This is a genomic window from Candidatus Dechloromonas phosphoritropha, from assembly GCA_016722705.1.
Taxonomy (GTDB): Bacteria; Pseudomonadota; Gammaproteobacteria; order Burkholderiales; family Rhodocyclaceae; genus Azonexus; species Azonexus phosphoritrophus.
In genome coordinates, this window is record JADKGN010000004.1 from 146,925 (window position 1) to 169,381 (window position 22,457).

17 protein-coding genes and 2 riboswitches are annotated in these 22,457 nt (G+C 60.4%); of the genes, 12 read left to right on the plus strand and 5 right to left on the minus strand.

Translation table 11 applies throughout. The features are described 5' to 3' along the window. A complete protein-coding gene (locus tag IPP03_06415; GenBank protein ID MBL0352288.1) occupies positions 1-876 on the minus strand; it encodes a PHP domain-containing protein in 876 nt (291 codons plus the stop codon). A gap of 89 nt (positions 877-965) precedes the next feature. Continuing rightward, a riboswitch (glycine riboswitch) is annotated at positions 966-1,055 on the plus strand. Positions 1,056-1,060: 5 nt separating this feature from the next. Next, positions 1,061-1,177, plus strand: a riboswitch (glycine riboswitch). Between the two features lie 77 nt (positions 1,178-1,254). On the opposite strand from IPP03_06415, the gene gcvT reads away from it, so the two are divergent. The 11 genes from gcvT to cls all read left to right on the plus strand — a co-directional run bounded on the left by gcvT (position 1,255) and on the right by cls (position 17,080). Beyond that, positions 1,255-2,346, plus strand: coding sequence for a glycine cleavage system aminomethyltransferase GcvT (gene gcvT, locus IPP03_06420; protein MBL0352289.1), 1,092 nt, complete (start codon positions 1,255-1,257; stop codon positions 2,344-2,346). A gap of 63 nt (positions 2,347-2,409) precedes the next feature. Then, positions 2,410-2,724 carry a type II toxin-antitoxin system Phd/YefM family antitoxin gene (locus IPP03_06425; GenBank protein ID MBL0352290.1) on the plus strand — a complete coding sequence of 105 codons (315 nt, stop codon included), beginning with the start codon at positions 2,410-2,412 and terminating at the stop codon, positions 2,722-2,724. Next, positions 2,711-3,106, plus strand: coding sequence for a type II toxin-antitoxin system VapC family toxin (locus IPP03_06430; GenBank protein ID MBL0352291.1), 396 nt, complete (start codon positions 2,711-2,713; stop codon positions 3,104-3,106). Before IPP03_06425 ends, IPP03_06430 begins: the two co-directional genes overlap by 14 nt. 11 nt (positions 3,107-3,117) lie before the next feature. After that, entirely contained in the window at positions 3,118-6,264 is a 3,147-nt protein-coding gene (locus IPP03_06435; GenBank protein ID MBL0352292.1) for a DEAD/DEAH box helicase family protein, read from the plus strand. Further along, positions 6,264-9,710 (plus strand): hypothetical protein, encoded by a 3,447-nt coding sequence (locus IPP03_06440; protein ID MBL0352293.1) that lies wholly within the window; start codon positions 6,264-6,266, stop codon positions 9,708-9,710. Before IPP03_06435 ends, IPP03_06440 begins: the two co-directional genes overlap by 1 nt. Next, complete coding sequence (locus IPP03_06445; protein ID MBL0352294.1) at positions 9,707-10,792, plus strand: AAA family ATPase; 1,086 nt, start codon at positions 9,707-9,709, stop codon at positions 10,790-10,792. Before IPP03_06440 ends, IPP03_06445 begins: the two co-directional genes overlap by 4 nt. Further along, entirely contained in the window at positions 10,789-11,586 is a 798-nt protein-coding gene (locus IPP03_06450; GenBank protein ID MBL0352295.1) for a DUF4276 family protein, read from the plus strand. Before IPP03_06445 ends, IPP03_06450 begins: the two co-directional genes overlap by 4 nt. An 11-nt stretch (positions 11,587-11,597) precedes the next feature. Beyond that, complete coding sequence (gene gcvH / locus IPP03_06455) at positions 11,598-11,984, plus strand: glycine cleavage system protein GcvH (protein ID MBL0352296.1); 387 nt, start codon at positions 11,598-11,600, stop codon at positions 11,982-11,984. 133 nt (positions 11,985-12,117) lie between these two features. After that, a complete protein-coding gene (gcvP, locus tag IPP03_06460; protein MBL0352297.1) occupies positions 12,118-15,042 on the plus strand; it encodes an aminomethyl-transferring glycine dehydrogenase in 2,925 nt (974 codons plus the stop codon). Then, positions 15,042-15,617 (plus strand): DUF2946 family protein, encoded by a 576-nt coding sequence (locus IPP03_06465; GenBank protein MBL0352298.1) that lies wholly within the window; start codon positions 15,042-15,044, stop codon positions 15,615-15,617. Before gcvP ends, IPP03_06465 begins: the two co-directional genes overlap by 1 nt. 2 nt (positions 15,618-15,619) lie before the next feature. Continuing rightward, positions 15,620-17,080 (plus strand): cardiolipin synthase, encoded by a 1,461-nt coding sequence (gene cls / locus IPP03_06470; GenBank protein ID MBL0352299.1) that lies wholly within the window; start codon positions 15,620-15,622, stop codon positions 17,078-17,080. Here cls and IPP03_06475 read toward each other — a convergent pair. Further along, complete coding sequence (locus tag IPP03_06475) at positions 17,077-18,087, minus strand: J domain-containing protein (protein MBL0352300.1); 1,011 nt, start codon at positions 18,085-18,087, stop codon at positions 17,077-17,079. The genes cls and IPP03_06475 overlap by 4 nt on opposite strands. Positions 18,088-18,645: 558 nt before the next feature. Here IPP03_06475 and IPP03_06480 point away from each other — a divergent pair. Continuing rightward, entirely contained in the window at positions 18,646-19,404 is a 759-nt protein-coding gene (locus IPP03_06480; protein MBL0352301.1) for a hypothetical protein, read from the plus strand. A 6-nt stretch (positions 19,405-19,410) separates the two neighbouring features. Here IPP03_06480 and IPP03_06485 read toward each other — a convergent pair whose 3' ends face one another. The 3 genes from IPP03_06485 to IPP03_06495 form a co-directional block, all read right to left on the minus strand. Continuing rightward, positions 19,411-19,998: a GNAT family N-acetyltransferase gene (locus IPP03_06485; protein ID MBL0352302.1), complete on the minus strand. Its 588-nt coding sequence runs from the start codon at positions 19,996-19,998 to the stop codon at positions 19,411-19,413. Positions 19,999-20,007: 9 nt separating this feature from the next. Next, positions 20,008-21,687, minus strand: a complete 1,680-nt coding sequence (locus tag IPP03_06490) for an AMP-binding protein (protein MBL0352303.1) — start codon at positions 21,685-21,687, stop codon at positions 20,008-20,010. Between the two features lie 240 nt (positions 21,688-21,927). Then, positions 21,928-22,407, minus strand: a complete 480-nt coding sequence (locus IPP03_06495; GenBank protein MBL0352304.1) for a YqhA family protein — start codon at positions 22,405-22,407, stop codon at positions 21,928-21,930. Between the last annotated feature and the right edge of the window lie 50 nt (positions 22,408-22,457).

The following is a 22,457-nucleotide window of genomic DNA, read 5'->3' on the forward strand; positions in this document are numbered from 1 at the left end:
TCAGCTCAGCAGACGCCAGACCGGCTTGAGGTCTTCCGGCAGTTGCGGCAACTTGCCGAGATCGACATAACTCTCTTCCGGCCCGTGAAAATCCGAACCGCGCGAGGCATGGAAGGAGTAATGCCGGGCAAGGCGGGCGAAATGCATCACTTGGTCAGGCGAATGGCTGCCGCAGGTGACCTCGAGCCCCTGCCCGCCAATATCCTTGAAATCATCGAGGAAACGGCGCATCTCGCTGCCGGACATCCGGTAGCGCCCGGGATGCGCCACGACAGCCACGCCGCCGGCGCCATTGATCCAGCCGATTGCGTCCTGCAGCGTCGCCCAGCGATGATCGACGTAGCCAGGCTTGCCCGGCGTCAAGTAGTTCTGGAAGACGCCAGCCATGTCGCGAGCGATGCCGATCGAAACCAGATAACGGCCGAAATGGGCGCGTGAAATCAGGCTCGGATTGGTCACGAAACACAACGCCCCTTCATAGACGCCGGGGATGCCGATGGCCGCCAGCGCATCGCCCATCCGTCGGGCACGCTCGATGCGTCCGATACGCAGTTCATCGAGGCCGCCGGCCAAGCCGGGGTCCGCCGGGTCGAAACCGAGGCCGACGATATGGATCGGTACGCCCCGCCACTCGATCGATATCTCGACACCCGGGACAAAACCCATGCCGGCCTCCTCGGCCACCTCCCTGGCGATGAGCAGACCGCCGAGATCATCGTGATCGGTCAGTGCCCAGAGGTCGACAGCATTGGCCGCCGCCCGTCGCGCCACATCCTGTGGCGACAGCAGGCCGTCGGAAACGGTGGAATGGCAATGGAAGTCGAAGTTGGCTGGGGTCACGGGCAACAGGCAAAAAACAATCGAAGATTTTAACATGAAGCGCACCGTTGCCCGGATTCGCTTGCGTGGTGCAGCAGGTATCGGTGCCGCAGATTGCCTCGCACCGGGCATCCGGCTATAGTGCTCTCCATTCCGTGGGAGAGTGCAGATCCGCTCTGCCGCCGAAGGCGCAATTCCACCCGAAAACGCTCAGGCAAAAGAACCGTGGAAGCGGGGTTAAACCCGAAACTCTGGAGAGTGATGGCGGCTGCAGCACCCCGAGGGCGCCTCCTTCGGGTCACGGTCGACATCCACCGATGGGGCAAATCTCTCAGGTATCGAGGACAGAGGGGTGAAACGCAAGACGTGATTCTTTCGTTTCACCCCTTTTCCGTTTCTAGAACTGGCGTTAATCAACGCTTGCAAAGGATTGATATGCTGAAGAAAACTGTTCTCAATGCTGCACACCGTGCGATGAACGCACGGATGGTCGATTTCGGTGGCTGGGACATGCCGGTCAACTACGGCTCGCAGATCGAAGAGCACCACGCGGTGCGTAATAACTGCGGCATGTTCGACGTTTCGCACATGTGTCCGGTCGATGTCGTCGGCCCCGATTGCCGCGCTTTTCTCTCCCGCCTGGTCGCCAACGATGTCGCCAAGCTGACAGTTTCCGGCAAGGCGCTCTACGCTGCCATGCTCAACGAGGCCGGCGGCGTCATTGATGACCTGATCATCTATTTCCTGACCGACACGCACTTTCGCATCGTCGTCAATGCCGGCACCGCTGAAAAGGACCTGGTATGGATGCAGGCCAAGGTTTCGGAATGGAAGCTTGATGTAACGATCACCCAGCGCCGCGACGGTAACAACCCGTTGGCGATCATCGCCGTCCAGGGGCCGAATGCCCGCGCCAAGGTCTGGCAGGTGTTGCCGCAGGCCAAGGCGGCCACGGAAGGCCTGAAAGCCTTCTTCGCCGCTGAGGTCGACCAATTTTTCATCGCCAGCACCGGCTACACCGGCGAGGATGGCTACGAAATCATGCTTCCTGCCTGTGAAGCCGAAGCGTTGTGGAATGCGCTGCACGCCGCCGGCGTCGCCCCCTGCGGCCTCGGCGCCCGCGATACGCTGCGCCTCGAAGCCGGGATGAATCTCTACGGTCAGGACATGGACGAAACAGTTTCGCCGCTCGATGCCGGGCTGATCTGGACGGTCGCCATGAAGGACGAACGCAATTTCGTCGGAAAATCGGCGTTGACCGCAACCGGCCAGCAAAAGCAGTTTCTCGGCCTGATCCTGCTCGACAAGGGCGTACTGCGCGGCCACCAACAAGTAATTACAAAACAGGGGAATGGCGAAATTACTTCAGGTAGTTTCTCACCTACTTTGCAGCAGTCCATCGCCCTCGCCCGCCTGCCGCTCGGCGTGCAGATTGGCGACGAAGTTGAAGTCGATATCCGTGGCAAATTGCTCAAGGCCAAGGTCGTAAAACCCGTATTCGCCCGAAACGGCAAGTCGGCAATCTGACCATTTAAACTCGAAAATCATGTCTATAATAAGCCTTTTTTATAGACATGATTGGAGGTAGCCATGAACTGGAATATCGCCCAAGCCAAACAGCATTTCTCGGAAGTCGTCAAACAGGCGAGCAGCGAGCCGCAAATCATCTACAACCGCAACACGCCGGTGGCGGCGGTGATTTCGACTGAAGAAATGACCTCCTATCGCGCTTGGAAAGCCACACAAACCCAGCCCCAGACGCTGGGCGAGGCGTTTGCTGAATTGCGTCGCCTTGCCGCGAGCGACCCAGACCCGCTACCCGACCCGGACCGTTTTGCCGCCATGCGCCCGAATGCCTTTGCTGAAATGCTCGATGAGGAATACCCGAAAAATGCAGCTCGTTGACACTAGCGTCATCAGCGAGTTGTTGCGGCCCCGCCCCCATTCTGGTGTGCTGACCTGGGCGGAACACCAACAGAGTTTCCTGCTCGCGGCGATTTCAGTCGATGAGTCGATGTTCGGTTTGATTCGCGGTGGCAACCACGCCCTGCGCGTAGCCTATGATTCGCTGCTGAACACGCGTTGCTCGGTGATGCCGATAACGCAAGAAATTGCCTACCGCGCCGGTCAGATGCGTGGCGAATTTTCACGGCGCGGCATCACTCGATCCCAGGCCGACATGCTCATCGCCGCCACCGCCCAGGCCCACAACCTCACCTTGGTCACCCGTAACGTCCGCGATTTCGACGGCTGCGGGATCGGCCTGTTGAACCCATTTGCGGAATAGCAAGCTGCGCAATGGCCACCAACGCCTCTGATCTTTTCATCGTTGACAACAGCGATTCAAGCTGGAAAGTACGATCTTATCTGAAGGACTGGTGCGAGCTTTCGCGAGCGATTGACATTGCAACAGGCTATTTCGAGATTGGAGCGTTGCTTACACTCGAAGACAAATGGCAGTCCGTTGCAAAAATCCGCATCCTCATGGGTGATGAGGTTTCCCTCAGAACCAAACGCGCTTTCGTTCAAAGCCTGCAAAAGATCAGCAATCGCCTTGACGCCAGCGTCGAAACCGAGAAAAGTCAAAATGACTTTCTAAAAGGCGTACCCGCCATCGTTGAAGCCGTACGATCAGGCAAAATCGAATGCCGTGTCTTCCGCAAGGATAAGTTCCACGCCAAGGCCTACCTGACGCACGGCAAGGCCGCCGTAATCGGCTCATTTGGCCTGGTTGGCTCTTCAAACTTTACTTACCCCGGCCTGACTGGCAACGTGGAACTCAATGTCCAGATTCGCGGCCCGGAAGTCGGCCTGCTTCAAGAATGGTATGAGCGTCATTGGAACGAAGCGGAAGACGTCGGTCCCGACCTGCTGCGAACGCTCGAACGCCACACACGCAACTACAGTCCGTTCGAAGTGTGGGCCAAGGCGCTCGACGAACTCATGCGCGGTCACGAACTCACTCCTGACGAATGGGATCGCGAGCACTCCAAGCTGTTCCCCATTCTGGCCAAGTATCAGCAGGATGCTTACAAAAATCTCATTCAGATCGCTGACCGCTTCGGCTCTGCGTTCCTATGCGATGGCGTTGGCCTTGGTAAAACATTCGTCGGTCTGATGCTGCTGGAACGCATGGTCGTCCGCGAAGGCCGTCGGGTGGTCCTGTTCGCCCCCAAAGCAGCACGGGAAGACGTTTGGGAGCGCGCCATTCAGCGCTACCTGCCGCATCTGAACAGCGGCTTCGTCAACTTCGTCGTCTACAACCACACCGACCTGCAACGCAGAGGCCGCTGGCAGCGCGATATCGAACTCACACTGCGCGACGCCGATATTGTGCTGATCGACGAAGCCCACCACTTCCGCAATCCCGGCATCAAGGGTGAAGGGCAGAAAGAGGCATCCCGTTACCGGCTGCTCCAGCGATACCTGCAATCAGGCGGTCGGCCAAAACAGCTCTTTCTGCTGACCGCCACGCCGGTCAACAACTCGATCCACGATTTCCGCCACATGATCGAGCTGGCCGGCAACGAAACCGTGTACGCCACACAGTTGGGCATTCACAACCTGCGCGCTCACTTCAACCAGTTGGAAAAGCACTTGCTCGGCAAGTCACCGGCCACGACGCAGCTCAATCTCGAATTCGGCACCGAAATTTTTGCCGCCGAGCAGGCCCTGCGCACCGACCGCATCTTTGCCGCAATCGTCGTTCAGCGTAGCCGCGGCTATGTCAAGGAAAGCCAGCGCCAGCAGAATGCCAGCGAGGCGCTATTCCCAGAGCGAGAAGCCCCTAACGTTGTCGCCTACAACCTCAAAGCCACCTACGGCAAACTGCTTACCGCCGTAGAACAGGCATTCAACAAGAAAAATCCGCTGTTCGTACTCGGCATTTACTACCCGCTGCCCTACTGGAAGGGCGACAAAGCCGATCAACAACTCACCTCTTTCGACGAAGGCCGGCAGAAACAGGTTGTCACCCTGATCCGCACCCTCTTCCTCAAGCGCTTCGAGAGCTCCGCCCGTGCCTTCGAGAGTTCCTGTTGGCGCCTGCTGCAAAAACTGCTGGCCTGGGTCACCGTCCATAGCCATACCGATCACGACAAACGCCGCCTGGAGCGCTGGAAGATCAATCACGGGGCACTCATCAATTACAGCCAGTCGCACAACCATGAACTGTGGCCCGACGAAGCCGATGAAGACCAGGTTGAAGAATTCCTGACCGAGGATCATCTCGCCGCCGTCGAGCAACTCGATGCCGATCTCTACAAAATCAACGAAATCATCGACGACAACTATGACGACCTTAACCAGCTTGCCGAATTTCTCAACCTGTTAGGCGAGGCCAAGCCCGAACGCGACGACAAGCTCAAGGCGCTCATCAAGCTGCTCAAGAACGACGCGGTGATGAAGAAGGAAAAGCTCATCCTGTTCACCGAGTTCGCCGACACTGCCCGCTATCTCGAACAGCAGCTCACACAAGCCGGGCTCACCGGCATCTGCCGCATCGATGGCGGCAGCAGTCAAAAGCAGCGCAGCGACGTGATCCGCCGCTTCTCGCCCTATTACAACGAAACCTCCTCCGCCGAACTCATTGCCGCAGGCAAGGAAGAAATCCGCATTCTCGTCGCCACCGATGTGCTGTCGGAAGGTTTGAATCTTCAGGACGCCACCCACCTCATCAACTACGACCTGCACTGGAATCCGGTGCGCCTGATGCAGCGTATCGGACGCGTAGACCGGCGCATGAACCCGGACATCGAGGCCCATATGATCGCCGACCACCCGGAGCGCAAAAAACTGCGCGGCAAAACCGCCTTCTGGAACTTCCTGCCACCCGACGAGCTGGACGAACTGCTGCGCCTCTTCCAGCGCGTCACCCACAAAACCCTGCTCATCTCACGCACGCTCGGCATCGAAGGCCGCAAGCTACTGACGCCGGATGACGAGTTCGATCCGGTCAAGGAACTCAACGAACAATGCGACGGCCAGCTTTCCGACACCGAAAATCTGCGTCTCGAATACGAACGCCTGATGGCGGCCCAACCCGAGTTGGCCGCCCAGCTTGCCGGATTCCCGCTAAAAGCGTTTTCCGGCAAGGAAAGCCCGAAGCCAGATAGCCGGGCCGTGTTTTTCTGCTACCGCATACCCCGGCCGGACAGCAATCTTTCCGACCCTGAAACCGGCCAGCCGCGCTGGTCAGACGCTTCGGGGCTGACCGTCTGGGCCTGTTTCGACCTGGAAGGCAAAGCAGTGCTCACCGACGCCGGCCCCATCGCGGCCCTGATTCGGTCCACACCGGAAAATCAACGAAAAACGGTGGTCGACCGCAACACGCTCTCGGAACTACGCAAACAGGTTGAAAAACAACTGATCGCCAAATTCCTTCGCCCCCTGCAAGCGCCGCTGGGTGTCTCCCCGGTGCTCAAATGCTGGATGGAGCTCAACTGATGGCCGCCAATAGCCTTCGCAACATCCATGCCTTTCCCGAACTTGTCCGCTACCTCGAAGACGAACTCGACTGGCCGCTACGGGAATACGGTTTCGACGAACTCACCTTCGAGTTCACACCCGCCGAACTGGGCTTGAAGGAAGAAGACGCCGCCCGCATCAAGACCATCCATCAACTGCGTCCACTGGTCAGCGGCCAGCCTTGGGGAATCTTCTTCGTCGAATTCGAAAACAAGAAACTGCCCGTCGTCGTCCTGCGCCGCATCCTCTCGCACCTCGTTATCAAAAAGCGCGCCTCGGCCAACAAAGCCAGCGCGCCCGCCTGGCATGCCGAAGACCTGCTTTTCGTCACCGCTTTTGGTGAAGAAGACACCGATGCACGCGAAATCGCCTTCGCCCATTTCCACCAAAATGCCGGGGACTTGCCCACCCTGAATGTATTGGGTTGGGATGGCGGCGATACCCCGCTCAAACTGGCGAACGTCGATCGCGCCCTGCACCAGCGTTTGCGCTGGCCGGAAGACGAAAACGATACCCAAGCCTGGCGCGAAACCTGGGCCAAACCCTTCCGCCATCGCATCGGCCATGTCATCCAGACTGCTGACCTGCTTGCCGAAGAACTCGCCAGACTGGCGCGCGGCATTCGCGACAAAGCGAAACGCCTGCTGGCCGCCGAGTCGGAGCGCGGCGCGCTCACCAAGCTCTACAAAGCCTTTCAGACGGCGCTGATCCATGACCTGACGCCGGAAACCTTCGCCGACACCTACGCCCAGACCATTACCTACGGTCTGCTCACCGCCGCCATCTCGCGCACCGAAATGAGCGAAGGCCGCCACGGCACTGCCCTAATCGCCGACAACGTTGTCGACATGGTGCCCATCACCAATCCCTTCCTCAAGGAAATGCTGCAGACTTTCCTCAAGGCAGGCGGGCGCAAGGGCGGCATCGATTTTGACGAACTCGGCATTCAGGACGTCGTGGAAGTGCTGCGCGGCGAGGAAACCGATCTACCCGCCATCCTGCGTGATTTCGGTAACAAGACGCGGGGCGAAGACCCGGTCATTTACTTCTACGAGCACTTCCTGGGTGCCTACAATAAGCAACTCAAAATCCAGCGCGGCGTCTTCTACACCCCGCAGCCAGTAGTCAGCTACATCGTCCGTAGCGTCCACGAACTTCTGCAAACGGAATTCGGGCTTGCCGATGGTCTGGCCGACACGACGACTTGGGGCGAAATGCTGACCAGGCATCCGGAGATGAAACTCCCGCCGCTCACCGACGAGCCGGGCGAAAAGCGAACCATCTCCCCGGACGAACCCTTCGTCCAAATCCTCGACCCCGCCACCGGCACCGCCACCTTCCTCGTCGAAGTCATCGCTGTCATTCACCGCACCCTCGTGGCGAAGTGGAAACAGCAGCGCCTCACCGACGTCCAGCAGCACACCGCGTGGAATGACTACGTGCCGAAGCACCTCCTCCTACGCCTCCACGCATTCGAGCTGATGATGGCCCCCTACGCCATCGCCCACATGAAAATCGGCCTCAAGCTCGCCGAGACCGGCTACCGCTTTGGCACCGAGGAACGCGCCCGCATCTACCTCACCAACGCCCTCGAACCATGGGTGAAACAGCTCCCGCTCATCGGCTTCGACGCCCTCGCCCACGAAGCCGCCGCCGTCAACGAAATCAAACGGCACAAGCGCTTCACCGTCGTTATTGGCAACCCGCCGTATTCAGTAACCAGCACTAATTTCAATCCGTTCATTGATGGCCTAATGGACGACTACAAGAAACATGTGCGGGGCGAGCAAGGTCTCGTTGCTTTAGCCGACGACTACCTTAAATTTGTTCGGCTGAGTCAGAAGCTATTGGCGGCTCCAAACTGCGGTGTTTGGGGCATGATTACCAACCACGGATACCTCAAGGGCGTGATTCATCGTGGAGTAAGGAAGGAACTGCTCGGTCAGTTCAACGCGATGTTCGTTCTCGACCTCCATGGTGATTCAAACATCGGTGAGCGGGTGCCAGCAGGCAAAAGCAACGAAAACGTATTCGACATTCAGCAGGGGGTTGCCGTCTCCATCGCAGTTCGCCCGTTCGGGAAGCCATCCACGAGCACAGTTCGCCACACCGATCTATGGGGCAATCGAAACGAGAAATACGCTGACCTCGCCTTCCATCCAATCTCACTTCGAAAGTGGACCGACCTGCGTCCGGTAGAGCCGCGGTATTTCTTGATTCCGTTCGATGACGCGAACTCGGCCGAATACGAAGATTACCCGTCGCTCAAGGATTTGATGGCGGTCAATTCGTGCGGAGTGAAAACTCACCGAGACGGCATAGTGATTGACTGTAACAAGAAAACGCTGGTCGCTCGGATGTCGGACATTGCCACCGAGCACCGTTTAGAACTGTTACGCGAACGCTACGGCATCACCGATACCCCAAACTGGAAACTCAAAGACGCGCAGCTCAAGATTAGGGCGGACGAGGTTCCGCAGTTTATCCAGCACCTCACTTACCGGCCATTTGACTTCCGTTGGATTTATTACAACCCGAAAATTATCGAGAAGGGCGATTCCAAGTATCCGACGCTCCGCCACATGCTACGCAGCAATGTCGCTTTGCTGAGCGCTCGCATCCAAGCCACCGGCATCTTCGATGCGGTGTTCGTCTCGAAATTTCTCGTTGAAATGAAAACAGCAGAGTCCTCGCGAAGCTGCACGGTTTTCCCACTCTTCTTGACGGACGATGCTGACTCGCCACAAGCAAAGCTTTCAAACGATGGACTCAGGCCGAACCTGAACACGAAGATTTTGTTTTCATGGGCACAGAAGCTCGGTGTTAAGACGAAGGGAAACTTTGATTTGCCCGCCGGCCTGACGCCCGAAAATATCCTCCACTACGCCTACGCGGTGTTTCACAGTCCCGGCTACCGGAGCCGCTACGCGGAGTTTCTGAAGATCGATTTCCCGCGCCTGCCGTTGACCGGGAACCTGGATCTGTTCCGCGCGCTGGCCCGGCTCGGCGGCGAACTCACCGCCCTGCACCTGCTGGAATCGCCCAAGCTCGCCCAGCCCATCACCGAGTTCATTGTCGGCCGGAACCCCGAAGTCGGTCGCGTCGCCTGGGCGGACGACACCGTCTGGATCGACGCCCCCACCTGCAAGACAGGAGCCACCCAAGCCCCCGGCAGCACCGGTTTCCAAGGCGTCCCCGAAGCCGTATGGAATTTCCACATCGGCGGCTATCAGGTCTGCGAGAAGTGGCTGAAAGACCGCAAGGGCCGCACGCTCTCGCCTGATGACATCAGCCATTACCAGCGCGTCGTCGTCGCCCTCAACGAAACCATCCGCCTGATGGCGGAAATCGACCGTATCATCGAAAGCCATGGAGGCTGGCCAGGGGCATTCGCCAGCAACGCGAAAGCAGGAACGCAGACATGAAAACACTCCGACAGGTCAATATCGAAGGCTTCAAGTCCATCGCCAAGCAGACGTTGGACTTGGGCGATCTCAACGTGGTGATCGGCCCCAACGGCTCTGGCAAGTCCAATCTGATTGGCGTGTTCCGCTTGCTGGATCGTGTGCTTTCCAGAAACCTGCAGCTCTATGTGGCGGAACAGGGCGGAGCCGACCGCTTCCTGCATCATGGCCAGAAGCACACGCCGGCCATGGAAGTGAATTTTGATTTTGCCCAGAACGCTTACGGATTCAGGCTCAAGCCCGCGTTGGGAGACAGCCTGGTTTTTGAAACGGAATCTGTGGCTTATCACGGGCGCTGGAATTACGCCGAGGTTATCGCCCAAGGTCATTCCGAAAGCAAGCTTGAGCAGGCTGCCAAGGAGGGCAAAAACCAGGTACCCGCGTATGTCTATCCCCAGATCGCGAACTGGGTCGTATATCACTTTCACGACACGTCGGATTCCGCGCCTAGCAAGCGCACCTGCGACATCGCCGACAACCGTTTCCTGCGTCCGGATGCCGCCAACCTGGCAGCCTATCTCTACTGGCTGCGGGAGCGGCATGCCACTGAATATGGTCACATCGTCGAGCATGTGCGCCTGATGGCGCCTTTTTTCGACGATTTCTTGCTGGAGCCGTCACGGGTCAACCCAGACAAGATCAAGTTGGAATGGCGTCAGGAGGGGTCGGATGCCTATTTCGACGCCTACTCCCTGTCGGATGGCACTCTGCGATTTATCTGCCTGGCCACGCTGCTGCTTCAACCGACGCATTCCATGCCAACACTGATTCTGCTTGATGAACCGGAACTGGGCCTGCATCCCGCAGCAATTAGGCTCTTGGCGGAGATGCTGGAGGCCGCTGCTCAGAGCCGGCAGGTATTGCTGGCCACGCAATCCGTGACCTTGCTCAATCAGTTCGAACCTGAGCACGTCATCGTGGCAGAGAACGACGGACGAGCGACGACCTTCAACCGTATCGACGAGCTGGCGCTAAAGGAATGGTTGGAAAGCTACAGCCTCGGTGAATTGTGGGAGAAGAACGTCCTCGGGGGACGACCGTGACACGCTTGTTGATACTGGTGGAAGGCCAGTCGGAGGAGATATTCGTCAACCGTACCTTGGCGCCGCATCTGGCGGCATATGGGGTATTCGTGGCAAAGCCAATCCTGATCTGGACAAAACGTCTGGCTGGGGGCAGTGGCTATCGCGGTGGTGTTAGCCATTACCAACAGATTCGCAGCAGCCTCAATCCACTCCTTCGAGACAACGCCGCCTGGGTGACTACCCTGATTGACTTCTACGCCCTACCTGCCGACTTTCCGGGGCCCGCTTCTTCTTCGGGCCATGAGGCCCCTAGAACCAGGGTGGCCTCCACTACTCAGGCATTCGCCGAGGATGTTGCGCATACGCGCTTTCTCCCGTTTCTCGCGCTGCATGAGTTCGAGGCTTGGTTATTTTCCTCACCGCAGACAGTGGCTGGTCATTTCAATAGTGGAGGTCTCGCAAATCGCATGCAGGCGATGGTTGCCGCAGCGCGTGAGGCCGAATTGATTGACGGTAATCCAGTGACTCATCCTAAGGCGCGCATACGCGGTTTGGTGCCGACATACAAGGAAGTCGCCGATGGCGCGACGATCTTGGGAAAGATAGGCATAGAGCCAATCCGAGCCACGTGCCCGCACTTCGCTCAGTGGCTAGGTCAGTTGGAAGCCTTGGGCACTTCAATGAGTTGGAACAGAAAACGAAAACGCCATGAGTATAGGAGCCCCGAAGGTTTACACGGCACGTGGCCGAATTTTGCTCACAGCTTTGAATTGAATTGCCAATCAACTATCTTTAATCGACAACGCTTTTAAGGAGCCCCCTCATGTCCAACATCCCCGCCGACCTCAAGTACGCCGCCTCCCACGAATGGATGCTGCTCAACGCTGACGGCTCCGTCACCGTGGGTATTAGCGACCATGCCCAGGAAGCCTTGGGCGACCTCGTCTTTGTCGAACTGCCGGAAATCGGCGCCCATTACGATGCCGGGAAGGAAATTGCCGTCGTCGAGTCGGTCAAGGCGGCCGCTGATGTGTACGCGCCTATCGCCGGCACCGTCAGCGAAGTGAATCAGGCCGCTGCCGATGCGCCGGAATCGGTCAATCAGGACGCTTACAGCGCATGGCTGTTCAAGATGACCCCGGACAACGTCGTCGACCTCGACCAGATGCTCGACGCCACCGCCTACCAAGGCATTGCCGACGCCGCCTGAAAGCTGCATGTCCTTCCCGCACCCCAAGGGTACTTCCTGCGGGGCGCGAGAGCGGGAACCCGGAAACTCAAACCACTGGATCCCCGCCTTCGCGGGGATGACGTATTCAAGTATTTCTATTTCAAGGACTCCCATGCCGTTGAATCTTCCCCTTTCAGCTCTGGAACAGCACGACGAGTTCATCGGCCGCCACATCGGCCCCTGTGCCAGCGAAATTGCTGCCATGCTGGCCGCCATCGGCGTCGCCAGCCTGGAACAGTTGATCGACCAGACTGTTCCCGCCGCCATCCGCTTGCCGGCCGACCTGCCGCTACCCGCACCGCGCCGGGAACACGAGGCGCTGGCCGACCTCAAGGCCATCGCTGACAAAAATGTCGTCAACAAATCCTGCATCGGCATGGGCTACTACGACACGCTGATGCCCAAGGTTATCCTGCGCAACGTCATGGAAAACCCCGGCTGGTACACCGCCTACACACCCTATCAGGCCGAAATCGCCCAAGGTCGTCTGGAAGCGTTGATGAATTTCCAGCAGATGGTTGTCGACCTGACCGGGCTGGAAATCGCCAACGCCTCGCTGCTTGACGAAGCGACCGCCGCCGCCGAAGCGATGGCCATGGCGCGCCGAGTCTCCAAATCGAAGTCCAACCGTTTTCTGGTCGATGCCTGCTGCTTCCCGCAGACCATCGACGTCGTCAGGACGCGCGCCGCCTATTTCGGCTTCGAATTGGTGATTGCTGCACCCCAGGAGTACTTCCTTCGGGGTGCGGTCAACCCGGAAAATGAGGCAAAAACCATTGCCGACGACTTCTTCGGTGCCCTCCTCCAATACCCGGGCGACAACGGCGAAGTCCGCGACCTGACCGCGACAATCGCCGCCCTCAAGGCCAGGGGCACGACGGTTGCCGTCGCCACCGATCTGATGGCGCTGGTCCTGCTCAAGTCGCCGGGGGAAATGGGCGCCGACATTGCGCTCGGTTCCAGCCAGCGCTTCGGCATCCCGATGGGCTTCGGCGGCCCGCACGCCGCGTTCTTCGCCACCCGTGAAGTCTTTGTCCGCTCGATGCCGGGCCGCATCATCGGCGTCTCGAAAGATGCGCGCGGCAACACCGCCTACCGCATGGCGCTGCAGACGCGCGAACAGCACATCCGCCGCGAAAAAGCCAACTCCAACATCTGCACCTCGCAGGTGCTGTTGGCCAATATGGCCGGCATGTACGCCGTCTATCACGGCGCCAAGGGGCTGCGCCTGATCGCCGGGCGCATCCACCGCCTGACCGCGATCCTCGCCGAAGGCCTGAAGCGCGCCGGCATCACGCTGCTGACCAGACAGTTCTACGACACCGTGCATTTCGACCTCGGCGCCCGCGCCGAAACGGTTTATGGCGACGCCCTGGCCGCCGGCTACAACCTGCGCCGCGTCGCGGCCGGCGTGCTCGGAATTTCCTTCGACGAGACGACCACCCGCGACGATGTCGCCGTCCTCTTCAAGCTGATCACCCAGGTCACACTCGACGTCGAAGCCATCGACACCCAGATTGCCGCCACCCACCCCGGCATCCCGGCCGGGCTGTTGCGCGGTGATGCCATCCTGCGGCACCCGGTATTCAACACGCACCATACCGAACACGAGATGCTGCGTTACCTGAAGTCGCTGCGCAACAAGGATCTGGCGCTCGACCACTCGATGATCGCGCTCGGCTCGTGCACCATGAAGCTCAACGCAACCAGCGAGATGATCCCGGTCACCTGGCCGGAATTCGGCGGCATGCACCCGTTTGCGCCGCGCGATCAGGTGGTTGGCTACCACGAGATGATCGGCGGCCTGACCGAATGGCTGAAGACCGTCACCGGCTTCGACGCCATCTGCATGCAGCCGAACTCGGGGGCGCAGGGCGAATACGCCGGCCTCGTCGCGATCGCCCGCTACCACGCGACTCGTGACGAAGACCACCGCAACGTCTGCCTGATCCCGAAGTCGGCGCATGGCACCAATCCGGCCAGCGCCCAGATGTGCAATATGCGGGTCGTCATCGTCGATTGCGACGAGCACGGCAACATCGATGCGGTCGACCTCGAAAACAAGGCCAGATTGCACGCGGCCGAACTGGCCTGCCTGATGATCACCTACCCATCGACCCACGGCGTGTTCGAGGAAGCCGTGAGCGACATCTGCGCCATCGTGCACCGGTACGGCGGCCAGGTGTACATGGACGGCGCCAACCTCAACGCCCAGGTCGGCCTGACCTCGCCGGGCTTCATCGGGGCCGACGTCAGCCACATGAACCTGCACAAGACCTTCGCCATCCCGCACGGCGGCGGCGGACCGGGCATGGGACCGATCGGCCTCAAGGCCCATCTGGCGCCGTTCATGCCCAACCACATCGTTGCACCCGTCGACGGCCCGCACGACGGGCAGGGCGCGGTTGCCGCCGCCCCCTTTGGTTCGGCCTCGATCCTGACCATTTCCTGGATGTACCTCGCCATGCTCGGCGGCGAAGGCGTCAAGAAGGCGACGCAGGTCGCCATCCTCAACGCCAACTACGTCGCCACCCGGTTGCGGGCGCACTACCCGGTCCTCTACGTCGGCAAGAACGGCCGCGTCGCCCACGAGTGCATTCTCGACATCCGCCCGATCAAGGCGGCGACCGGAATCGCCGAAATCGACATCGCCAAGCGCCTGATGGACTACGGTTTCCATGCGCCAACGGTATCCTTTCCGGTCGCCGGGACGATCATGGTCGAGCCGACGGAATCCGAATCGAAGGCCGAACTGGACCGCTTCATCGAAGCCATGACCGCCATCCGCGAGGAAATCCGCCAGATCGAGAACGGTGTCTGGTTGGCCGACAACAACCCCCTGAAGAATGCCCCGCATTCGCAGGCGGATATCGTCGATGCCGACTGGAGTCACCCGTACAGCCGGGAACAAGCCGTTTTCCCGCTGCCCTGGGTGAGGAGCAACAAGTTCTGGCCGAGCGTCAATCGCATCGACGATGTCCATGGCGACCGCCACCTCAACTGCGCCTGCCCGCCTCTCGAGAACTACGCCGACTGATGCCCGTCGATTTCTCCACCATCGCCAAATGGCCTGACGTCCCCGCCTGTTACGACTGGCTGTCGCTCGACCGCCGCGGAGACTGGCGATTGCAGGGGGAGCGCGTCACCCACGGCGGGATGATCGCCTTCATCAACCGGCAGTACGGTCGTGATGACTCCGGCTGCTGGTTCGTACAGAACGGCCCGCAACGGGTTTTCGTCAACCTGGCCTATACACCGTGGGTATTCCGGCGGGAAGACGCGGGCTTCGTCAGCCAGACCGGGGCCGCAAGTGGCATGCCGAAATCGCTTCATATCGACGAAGACGGCAATGTTCTGCTCGAAACAGCGCTTGGCATCGGCCTCCTCGACGACCGCGATCTGGCGGAGTTTCTGGCGCGGTGCCATGACGCAGACGCCAGCCCAGCCAACGAAAGCGCCTTTCTTGCGCTGATGAACAGCAAGTCCGGGCGGATTTCCTGGCAAGGACTGGCCCTTGAGCCGATCGCCGCGGTCGACGTGCCGGAACGCTTCAATTTCCTGCAACATCCGCAGCCTCCAGAAATCACATCGCTGAGAACGGTCCCCCGTTGACCATGGTCGATCAGGCAGATGATATTGGCACGATGTTGCTGAACCTCCTCCCCGTTCTCGACGTCATCCTGGTCGTGGCGGTTTCGCTGCGCATTTTTTCGCGGCGCTCGGCGCACGGGACGGCGGTTGCCTGGCTGCTGCTGGTCATCCTGCTTCCTGGTATCGGCGCCTTGATGTATCTGCTGATCGGCGAGCGGCGTCTCGGCCGCGTCTGGATGCAGCGGGCACTCGCCCTGCGCCCACAGGTGCTGAGCTGGGCGGAAAGCATTCCCGGCACCAGCATCGCCTCGCCGACACGCCTGTCCAGCGGCGGCGAAAGCATCAGCCGTCTGGCGCAAACCGCGGTCGGGCTGCCGCTGATGAGCGGCCATCGCCTGCAGCTGCTCGCCGACAGCGAATCGATCATGCGCGCCATGATTTGTGACATCGATGCCGCGCTTTCCTCGGTCCATATGGAGTTCTACATCTGGAGCGCCGGCGGCTTCGTCGATGACCTGATCGCTGCCCTCGTGCGCGCCGCACAGCGCGGCGTCGCCTGTTCCGCGCTCATGGATTCGCTCGGCAGCCGCCCGTTCTTCAAGAGCGCTGACTATCATCGTCTGTGCGACGCCGGCGTCAACGTCGTCGAAATGCTGCCGGTCAACCCGCTGCGCGCGCTGTTCGTCCGTTTCGACCTGCGTGATCATCGCAAGATCGCGGTCATCGACCGCCGGATTGCCTACGTGGGCAGCATGAACATCGCCGATCCGCGATTTTTCAAGCAGGATGCAGGTGTTGGCGAGTGGGTGGATGCCATGGCGCGGATCGAAGGACCGGCCGCCTGGGTGCTCGAAGCCATCTCGCTCTCGCTGACATCGCTGCAGACCGGCGGCGATTTCGCGCCGTTGCCACCCCCCGATCTGCCGCCCGCCGGTAGCGGTCACGTCCAGATCTTCCCCTCGGGACCGCAGACCTCGCGGGTGCGCATCGATGCGCTGCTGCTGATGGCCATCTACGCCGCCCGCCGTGAGATTGTCCTGACCACGCCCTATTTCGTTCCCGGCGAAGCGCTGCTGACAGCATTGCGCTCGGCCGCCCTGCGCGGCATCCGCGTCGTGCTGATCGTTCCCGAAAAGATCGACTCGCGCCTGGTGCGGTTTGCCAGCGAAGCCTACCACGAGGACCTTCTCGAAGTCGGGGTCACGATCCTCAAGTTCCGCGACGGACTGTTGCACACCAAGAGTATGGTCGTCGATGATGAATTCACGGTTTTCGGTACGGTCAACCTCGATTTTCGCAGCTTCGAGCTGAATTTCGAAGTTTCGCTGATTGCCTACGATCACGAATTCTCGGCCACGACGCGCGCCCTCCAGCGCGACTACGAGGCCCGCTCGCAGAGCCTGGAACTCGCGGCGTGGCGCGCCCGCTCACGCGGGCGGCGTCTGCTCGAAAACGCGGTGCAGATGATGAGTCCGCTGCTCTAGGCTTCAGGCGGGCCGCCGCGATGCTCACGGTTCCAGGCGACGATCTCCGGCAGGGAGTCCGCGCCGCCATCCATCAATGCCGCATTGGCCTTGAGCAACAATCGGCGCTGGCGGGCGGTGAGCGTGGCCGGGAAGACCGGATCGAGACGCACGACCAGGTCGCCGGCTTGATGCTTGCCGCGCCCGGGATAGCCCTTGCCTGGTATCCGCACTTCGCGCGCTTCGGGCGGTCCGGGGTCGAGGGTCAAGGAAACGAGATTGCTCAATGAGGGCAAGCGGATCTCGTCGCCGGCCATGAGGGCCAGCGCGCTTACCGGCATGGCGAAATGAAGATCACGCCCACGTAACTGAAAAAGTGAGTGGCTGCGAACGAGAACGGTCAGATAGAGGTCACCGGCCGCCAGCTCGGCGGTCGCCGGCTCGCCCTGACCGGCGAGGCGCAGGTCGTCACCCGGCAGCATGCCGGCCGGCACGTTGATCTTGAGGCTGACTCGCCCAAGTTCACGCCCGCTGCCGGCGCAGTCCGGGCAGATCCGCGTGCTGAAAAAGCCGCGCCCGGCGCACTCGTCACAGGTCACCAGCACGCGCTTGGCGTCGCGCACCCGACCACTGCCGTGACACGCCGCGCAAAACCGCGTCCGGGTTACCCCGGCCTCGCCGCTGCCGTCGCAAGTTGCACAGGGCTTGCCGCGCGTCACTTCCACCGTCCGGCGACACCCGAGAGCCGCCTGTTCGAGGCTGATGTCGAGGTTCAGACGAATATCCGCCGCCTTCCTGCTGGCCGCCGCCGGTCTGTCGTCCCTTTTAGCGGTTGTTGCCCCTTCCTTACCGTCGACCGCGGCAAGCTCCTCGTAGGCTGCCCTGATCTGGCGGAAACGCTCTGGCGCCGCCGGGTCACCGTTGCGATCCGGGTGCCAGTGCATGGCCAGCCGACGGTAAGCGCGCTTCAAGTCGCCGGGCCCGGCATCTGGCGCGAGGCCGAGAACTGAATGAGGATCGTGATTCATCTTCTTGAATTCAGGCGTCCTGTGCCTCAGCGCCGCGCGCGGCGGAGGCGAGCCGCGGCAGCATGTCCTCGATCAGTTGCGGATCAGCTTCGCGGTCAACCCATCGCGACCCATCTCCGGTGGTATGCGGCAATCTCCGGTGCGCGCAAGCCAGGACTCTGCCAGCCGTCGCAGGCCACCACGCACCTCGCGCGCCCGCAGACCCCGGGTCCCGGCAACCGACACCGGGAGCGGCCGCCGGATCGGAAGCGCCAAGGACCATTGTAATGCCAAAGCCGCAAGGCGCCGCTGTCATGATCGTGGCAGCCCGGCAAGACAGGCCGTCGACGCCACATTTTCCGCACTGCGCGACCGCCATCGCCGGACGCTCGGACCCGACCCTCGGCCGCAACAGACCGGCTTTCGGGCCACGGTGCATTCCGATTCATCTCGCCTTGAAAGCGGCCAAAATAGCGGATTGTTGCGGTCGACGTCCAGAAACAGCCAAAAATCAGCTGGTTTGGGCGAGGTGATTCAGGGCTGACTTAAAATACGCCCACGTTTTGTTTGCAGACCCCGATGAGCACACCTGCCCACCTTCCCCTCGACACCCTGGCCATCCACGCCGGTGCCGACATCCAGAAGCTCGCCGCACGCATGGCGCAGGACATTTTTGCCGAAATCTTCCGGCAAACCATTTCCGCCGAACCGGCGGTGCTTGGCAGCAAGGTCGGCCAACTCGAACAGCAATGCCGCAACTGGTGCCAGGCCGGCAGCAGCCCGGAAGCCCGGGCCGCGCGCATGGCCCTGCTGATCGGTGGCCTCGATCAATGGGGGCTGGCTTACAGCCAGGCATTCAGCCTGACGGCGATTCCGGCACTTTCAGCGCTGATCGGCGCGCTACGCAACGGGCTGGGCCCACAGGTGGACGCACGTTTCCAGTGGTATTTCAACCAGATCGAGCACATCGAAAGCAACGCCATCGACTTCAAGATCGCACTTAGGCGCAGCATCCACCTCGCGCTATGGCACGCCATGGCTGCCTGCGAAACGCCGGAAGAAGCCCGCGCCATTCTGCAAGCGCTGGGCGGTCTGATGCTCGGCCTCGACCAGCGCATGCCGATACTGGGCTGGCGCCTGCTGGCCGATGCGCTCGCCAACATCCAGATTGCTCTGCTCAACGACAGCGCTGCCAGCGACGTCGCACAGGAAAGCACCCAGGCTTTGTTTGAGTCGCTGCGGCACGCCATGCCGTCCGAACGCTACCGCGAAATTTTGGCGCACTCCGGGCAAGCCGTTCTCGCCTGGCAGCAGGCAAAGCGCACCCAGGGAATTTAGCCGGCTTCAGCCGTGCCGCTTGTCGCGCGGCCCCTGCGGTCTCCCGAAAAACCGCTCAACCAGCGGCTTTTGCCGCCTGGGTAACGTGCGTATCAGGCGTTTGACCGACGGTCCTTCCTCGCTGTCCTGCAGCATAAAACCCATGGAACGTCCGAGCGCAAGCATGGCCGGGTTTTCCGCCAGCACATCGCCGATGATTCGCTGCAGGCCGCGTCGCGTCGCCTCCGCGATCAATTCGCCGAGGATGCGGCGGCCGATGCCCTGCCCCTGCCAGTCGTCACTGATGACCAGCGAAAACTCGCAAGCCTTGCCCGTCTCGTCGATAACAAAGCGCCCGCCGCCAACCGTCACCCGGGCCCCCTTGGTGCGATGCAACACCACCAGCGGATAGACCCGGGCCGGGTCAACATCAACTAACTGGCTCACCATCGGATCGGTAAATTCGCGGACCGGTCCGAAAAAGCGATGGCGGCGGGCGAGCGGAGAAAGCTGGTTCAGCGAATTCTTGACGCTTTCAGCATCGCCGGGACGCATCAGCCGCATCTTCAGCCGCGAACCGTTCGGCGATTTCCAGCGCAGGGGAAGATTGCTCACAATCGGGTTCTACGATGCATCTTGAGCATCAACTCGTACCAGCCGACGGAGGATCTTGCCGACCGGCGTCTTGGGCAGTGGCGTGTCGCTGAACACAACGTGGCGCGGCACCTTGTAACCGGTCAGTTGCGTGCGGCAATGGGCGATCAGCGCCTCGGCCGTCAACGCGTTATCGCGCCGCACGACGACAATCATCACCGCCTCGCCGGCCCGTTCGTCGGCAACGCCGATGGCCGCCACTTCGAGCACACCAGGATGAGTGATGACCGCTTCCTCGACCTCGTTGGGAAAAACCTTGAAGCCGGAAACAACGATCATGTCCTTTTTGCGATCGGTCAGTTTGACCCGCCCCTGCGTGTCCATGAAGCCCATGTCGCCCGTCTTCAACCAGCCATCGGCGCTCAGCACGTTCGCGGTTTCCTCCGCTTGCTGCCAGTAGCCCTGCATGACCTGCGGGCCGCGCACCAGAACTTCGCCGACCTCGCCGAGCGGCAATTCTGCGCCCGACTCGTCGCAGACTTTTATCTCGGTCGACGGGAAAGGCAGGCCGACCGTGCCGGTATAAGCCCGGGTATCGAGCGGGTTGCCGGCAACCAGCGGCGACGCTTCGGTCAGCCCGTAGCCTTCGATCAGATAGGAACCAGTCACGCTCGCCCATTGCTCGGCCACGGCGCGTTGCACCGGCATACCGCCACCAAAAGCAACTTTCAGCGCGTGCATATCGACCTTGGCGAATCCGGGATCGCGCAATAGCGCACCAAACAGCGTATTGACACCGGTGATGGCGGTGAATGGCTGCCGGCCCAGCTCGGCCACCAGCGCGGGAATGTCGCGCGGATTGGCAATCAGGATATTTAGCGCACCCCACTTGAAGAAGGTCAGCAGGTTCGCCGTCAGCGCGAACACGTGGTAAAGCGGCAAAGGCGTTACGACGACCTCGACGCCCTCGGCGAATCGCGGGCCGATCCAGGCCGAAATCTGTTGCAGGTTGGCCACCATATTGCCGTGCGACAGCATCGCGCCCTTCGGGACGCCGGTCGTGCCGCCGGTGTATTGCAAAAAGGCAATATCGCGCGGCGTCAGCGGCACCGGGACGAGCGCCAGTTGCCGCCCCTCAGCCAGCGTCTTGCGGAAATTCACAGCACCCGGGATATGCCAGCCCGGCACCATTTTCTTGACGTACTTGATCGCCAGATTGGTAGCCAGACGCTTGAACGGCGGGAAAAGATCGCCCAGTCCGGTCGTGATCACCGTGTCGACCGCCGTCTCGCCAAGTACATGCTGGGCGGTATGGGCAAAATTCTCCAGCACCACAAGTGCCCGCGCGCCAGAATCCTTTAGCTGGTGCGCCAATTCGCGTGGCGTGTAGAGCGGGTTGCAATTGACGACGACCAGGCCGGCGCGGAATGCCCCGAACAGCGCCACCGGATACTGCAGCACATTGGGCAGCATGATCGCCAGCCGATCGCCTTTGACCAGCCCGCAATGCGTCTGCAGATAGGCGGCAAAATCGCGGGTCAGGCGGTCGAGCTCTCCGTAAGACATGCGCGTTCCCAGGCTCGAAAAGGCCGGCAACCCACGAAAACGTGCGCAACTTTGCGTAAATACATCGAGGATGGACATGAATGCTGCCGCATCCACTTCATGCGGCACACCGGCCGGATAATACTGCAACCAGATTTTTTCCATTCTTCACTCCAGAATGTCGTGTCCGAGCAAAGCTCCAAGTGCCTACGTTACGCGCTTACAAGGCGTAGAGCAATTCGTACGGCATGTCCGTATTCGATGCAGCGGGGCTGACCGACCGCGACGGACACGACATCCGCCGCTACGGCCAGGCCTTCGGGACATGACGGATTCCGCTACAGCCCAGCGCTTAAACAGAGGATGGGAAAAGTGGCTTTTTTTCGCGGTTGACCGCGACAATGCTCAACTTTTCTTCCGTCCACCCTTCAAGCCAAGATAAAGACTGAGCGCGGCGATCACCATCGCCATCGCAATACCGAAACCAAGGAAATCGGGCCCACCATCCCAGGCCACCGCTGCGCGCAAGAACAGGACGGCAAGAACGGCGATCACGACACTGACCAGACTGGCCTTGACCGCCTCAAGATCGGGAACGACCAGCCATTGCGGCAAGGGCAGCGTATTGTCTATGAACAACGTAAATAAACTGACGCTGATGATGTACATCGCGATGGCGATCAGGAAAATATCGACCGCCTCGATCATCCCCACCGCCAGCGCCTTGACCTCCTTCTGCACCAAGACACCTTTCTGGACAATTTCAATCAGCGCCGTAACCATGGCCATCGTCTCGTAAAGCATGAGTCCGAATGCCGCAATCAGCGTACCGACGATGGGAACAATAACGATATAGCGAGACTTGGAAAAAAGGAGACGTAACATGGGTTTGCAAGTAGTAAGGGAAGCCGTGTTCAACGGCCAGTGCAGCAAGA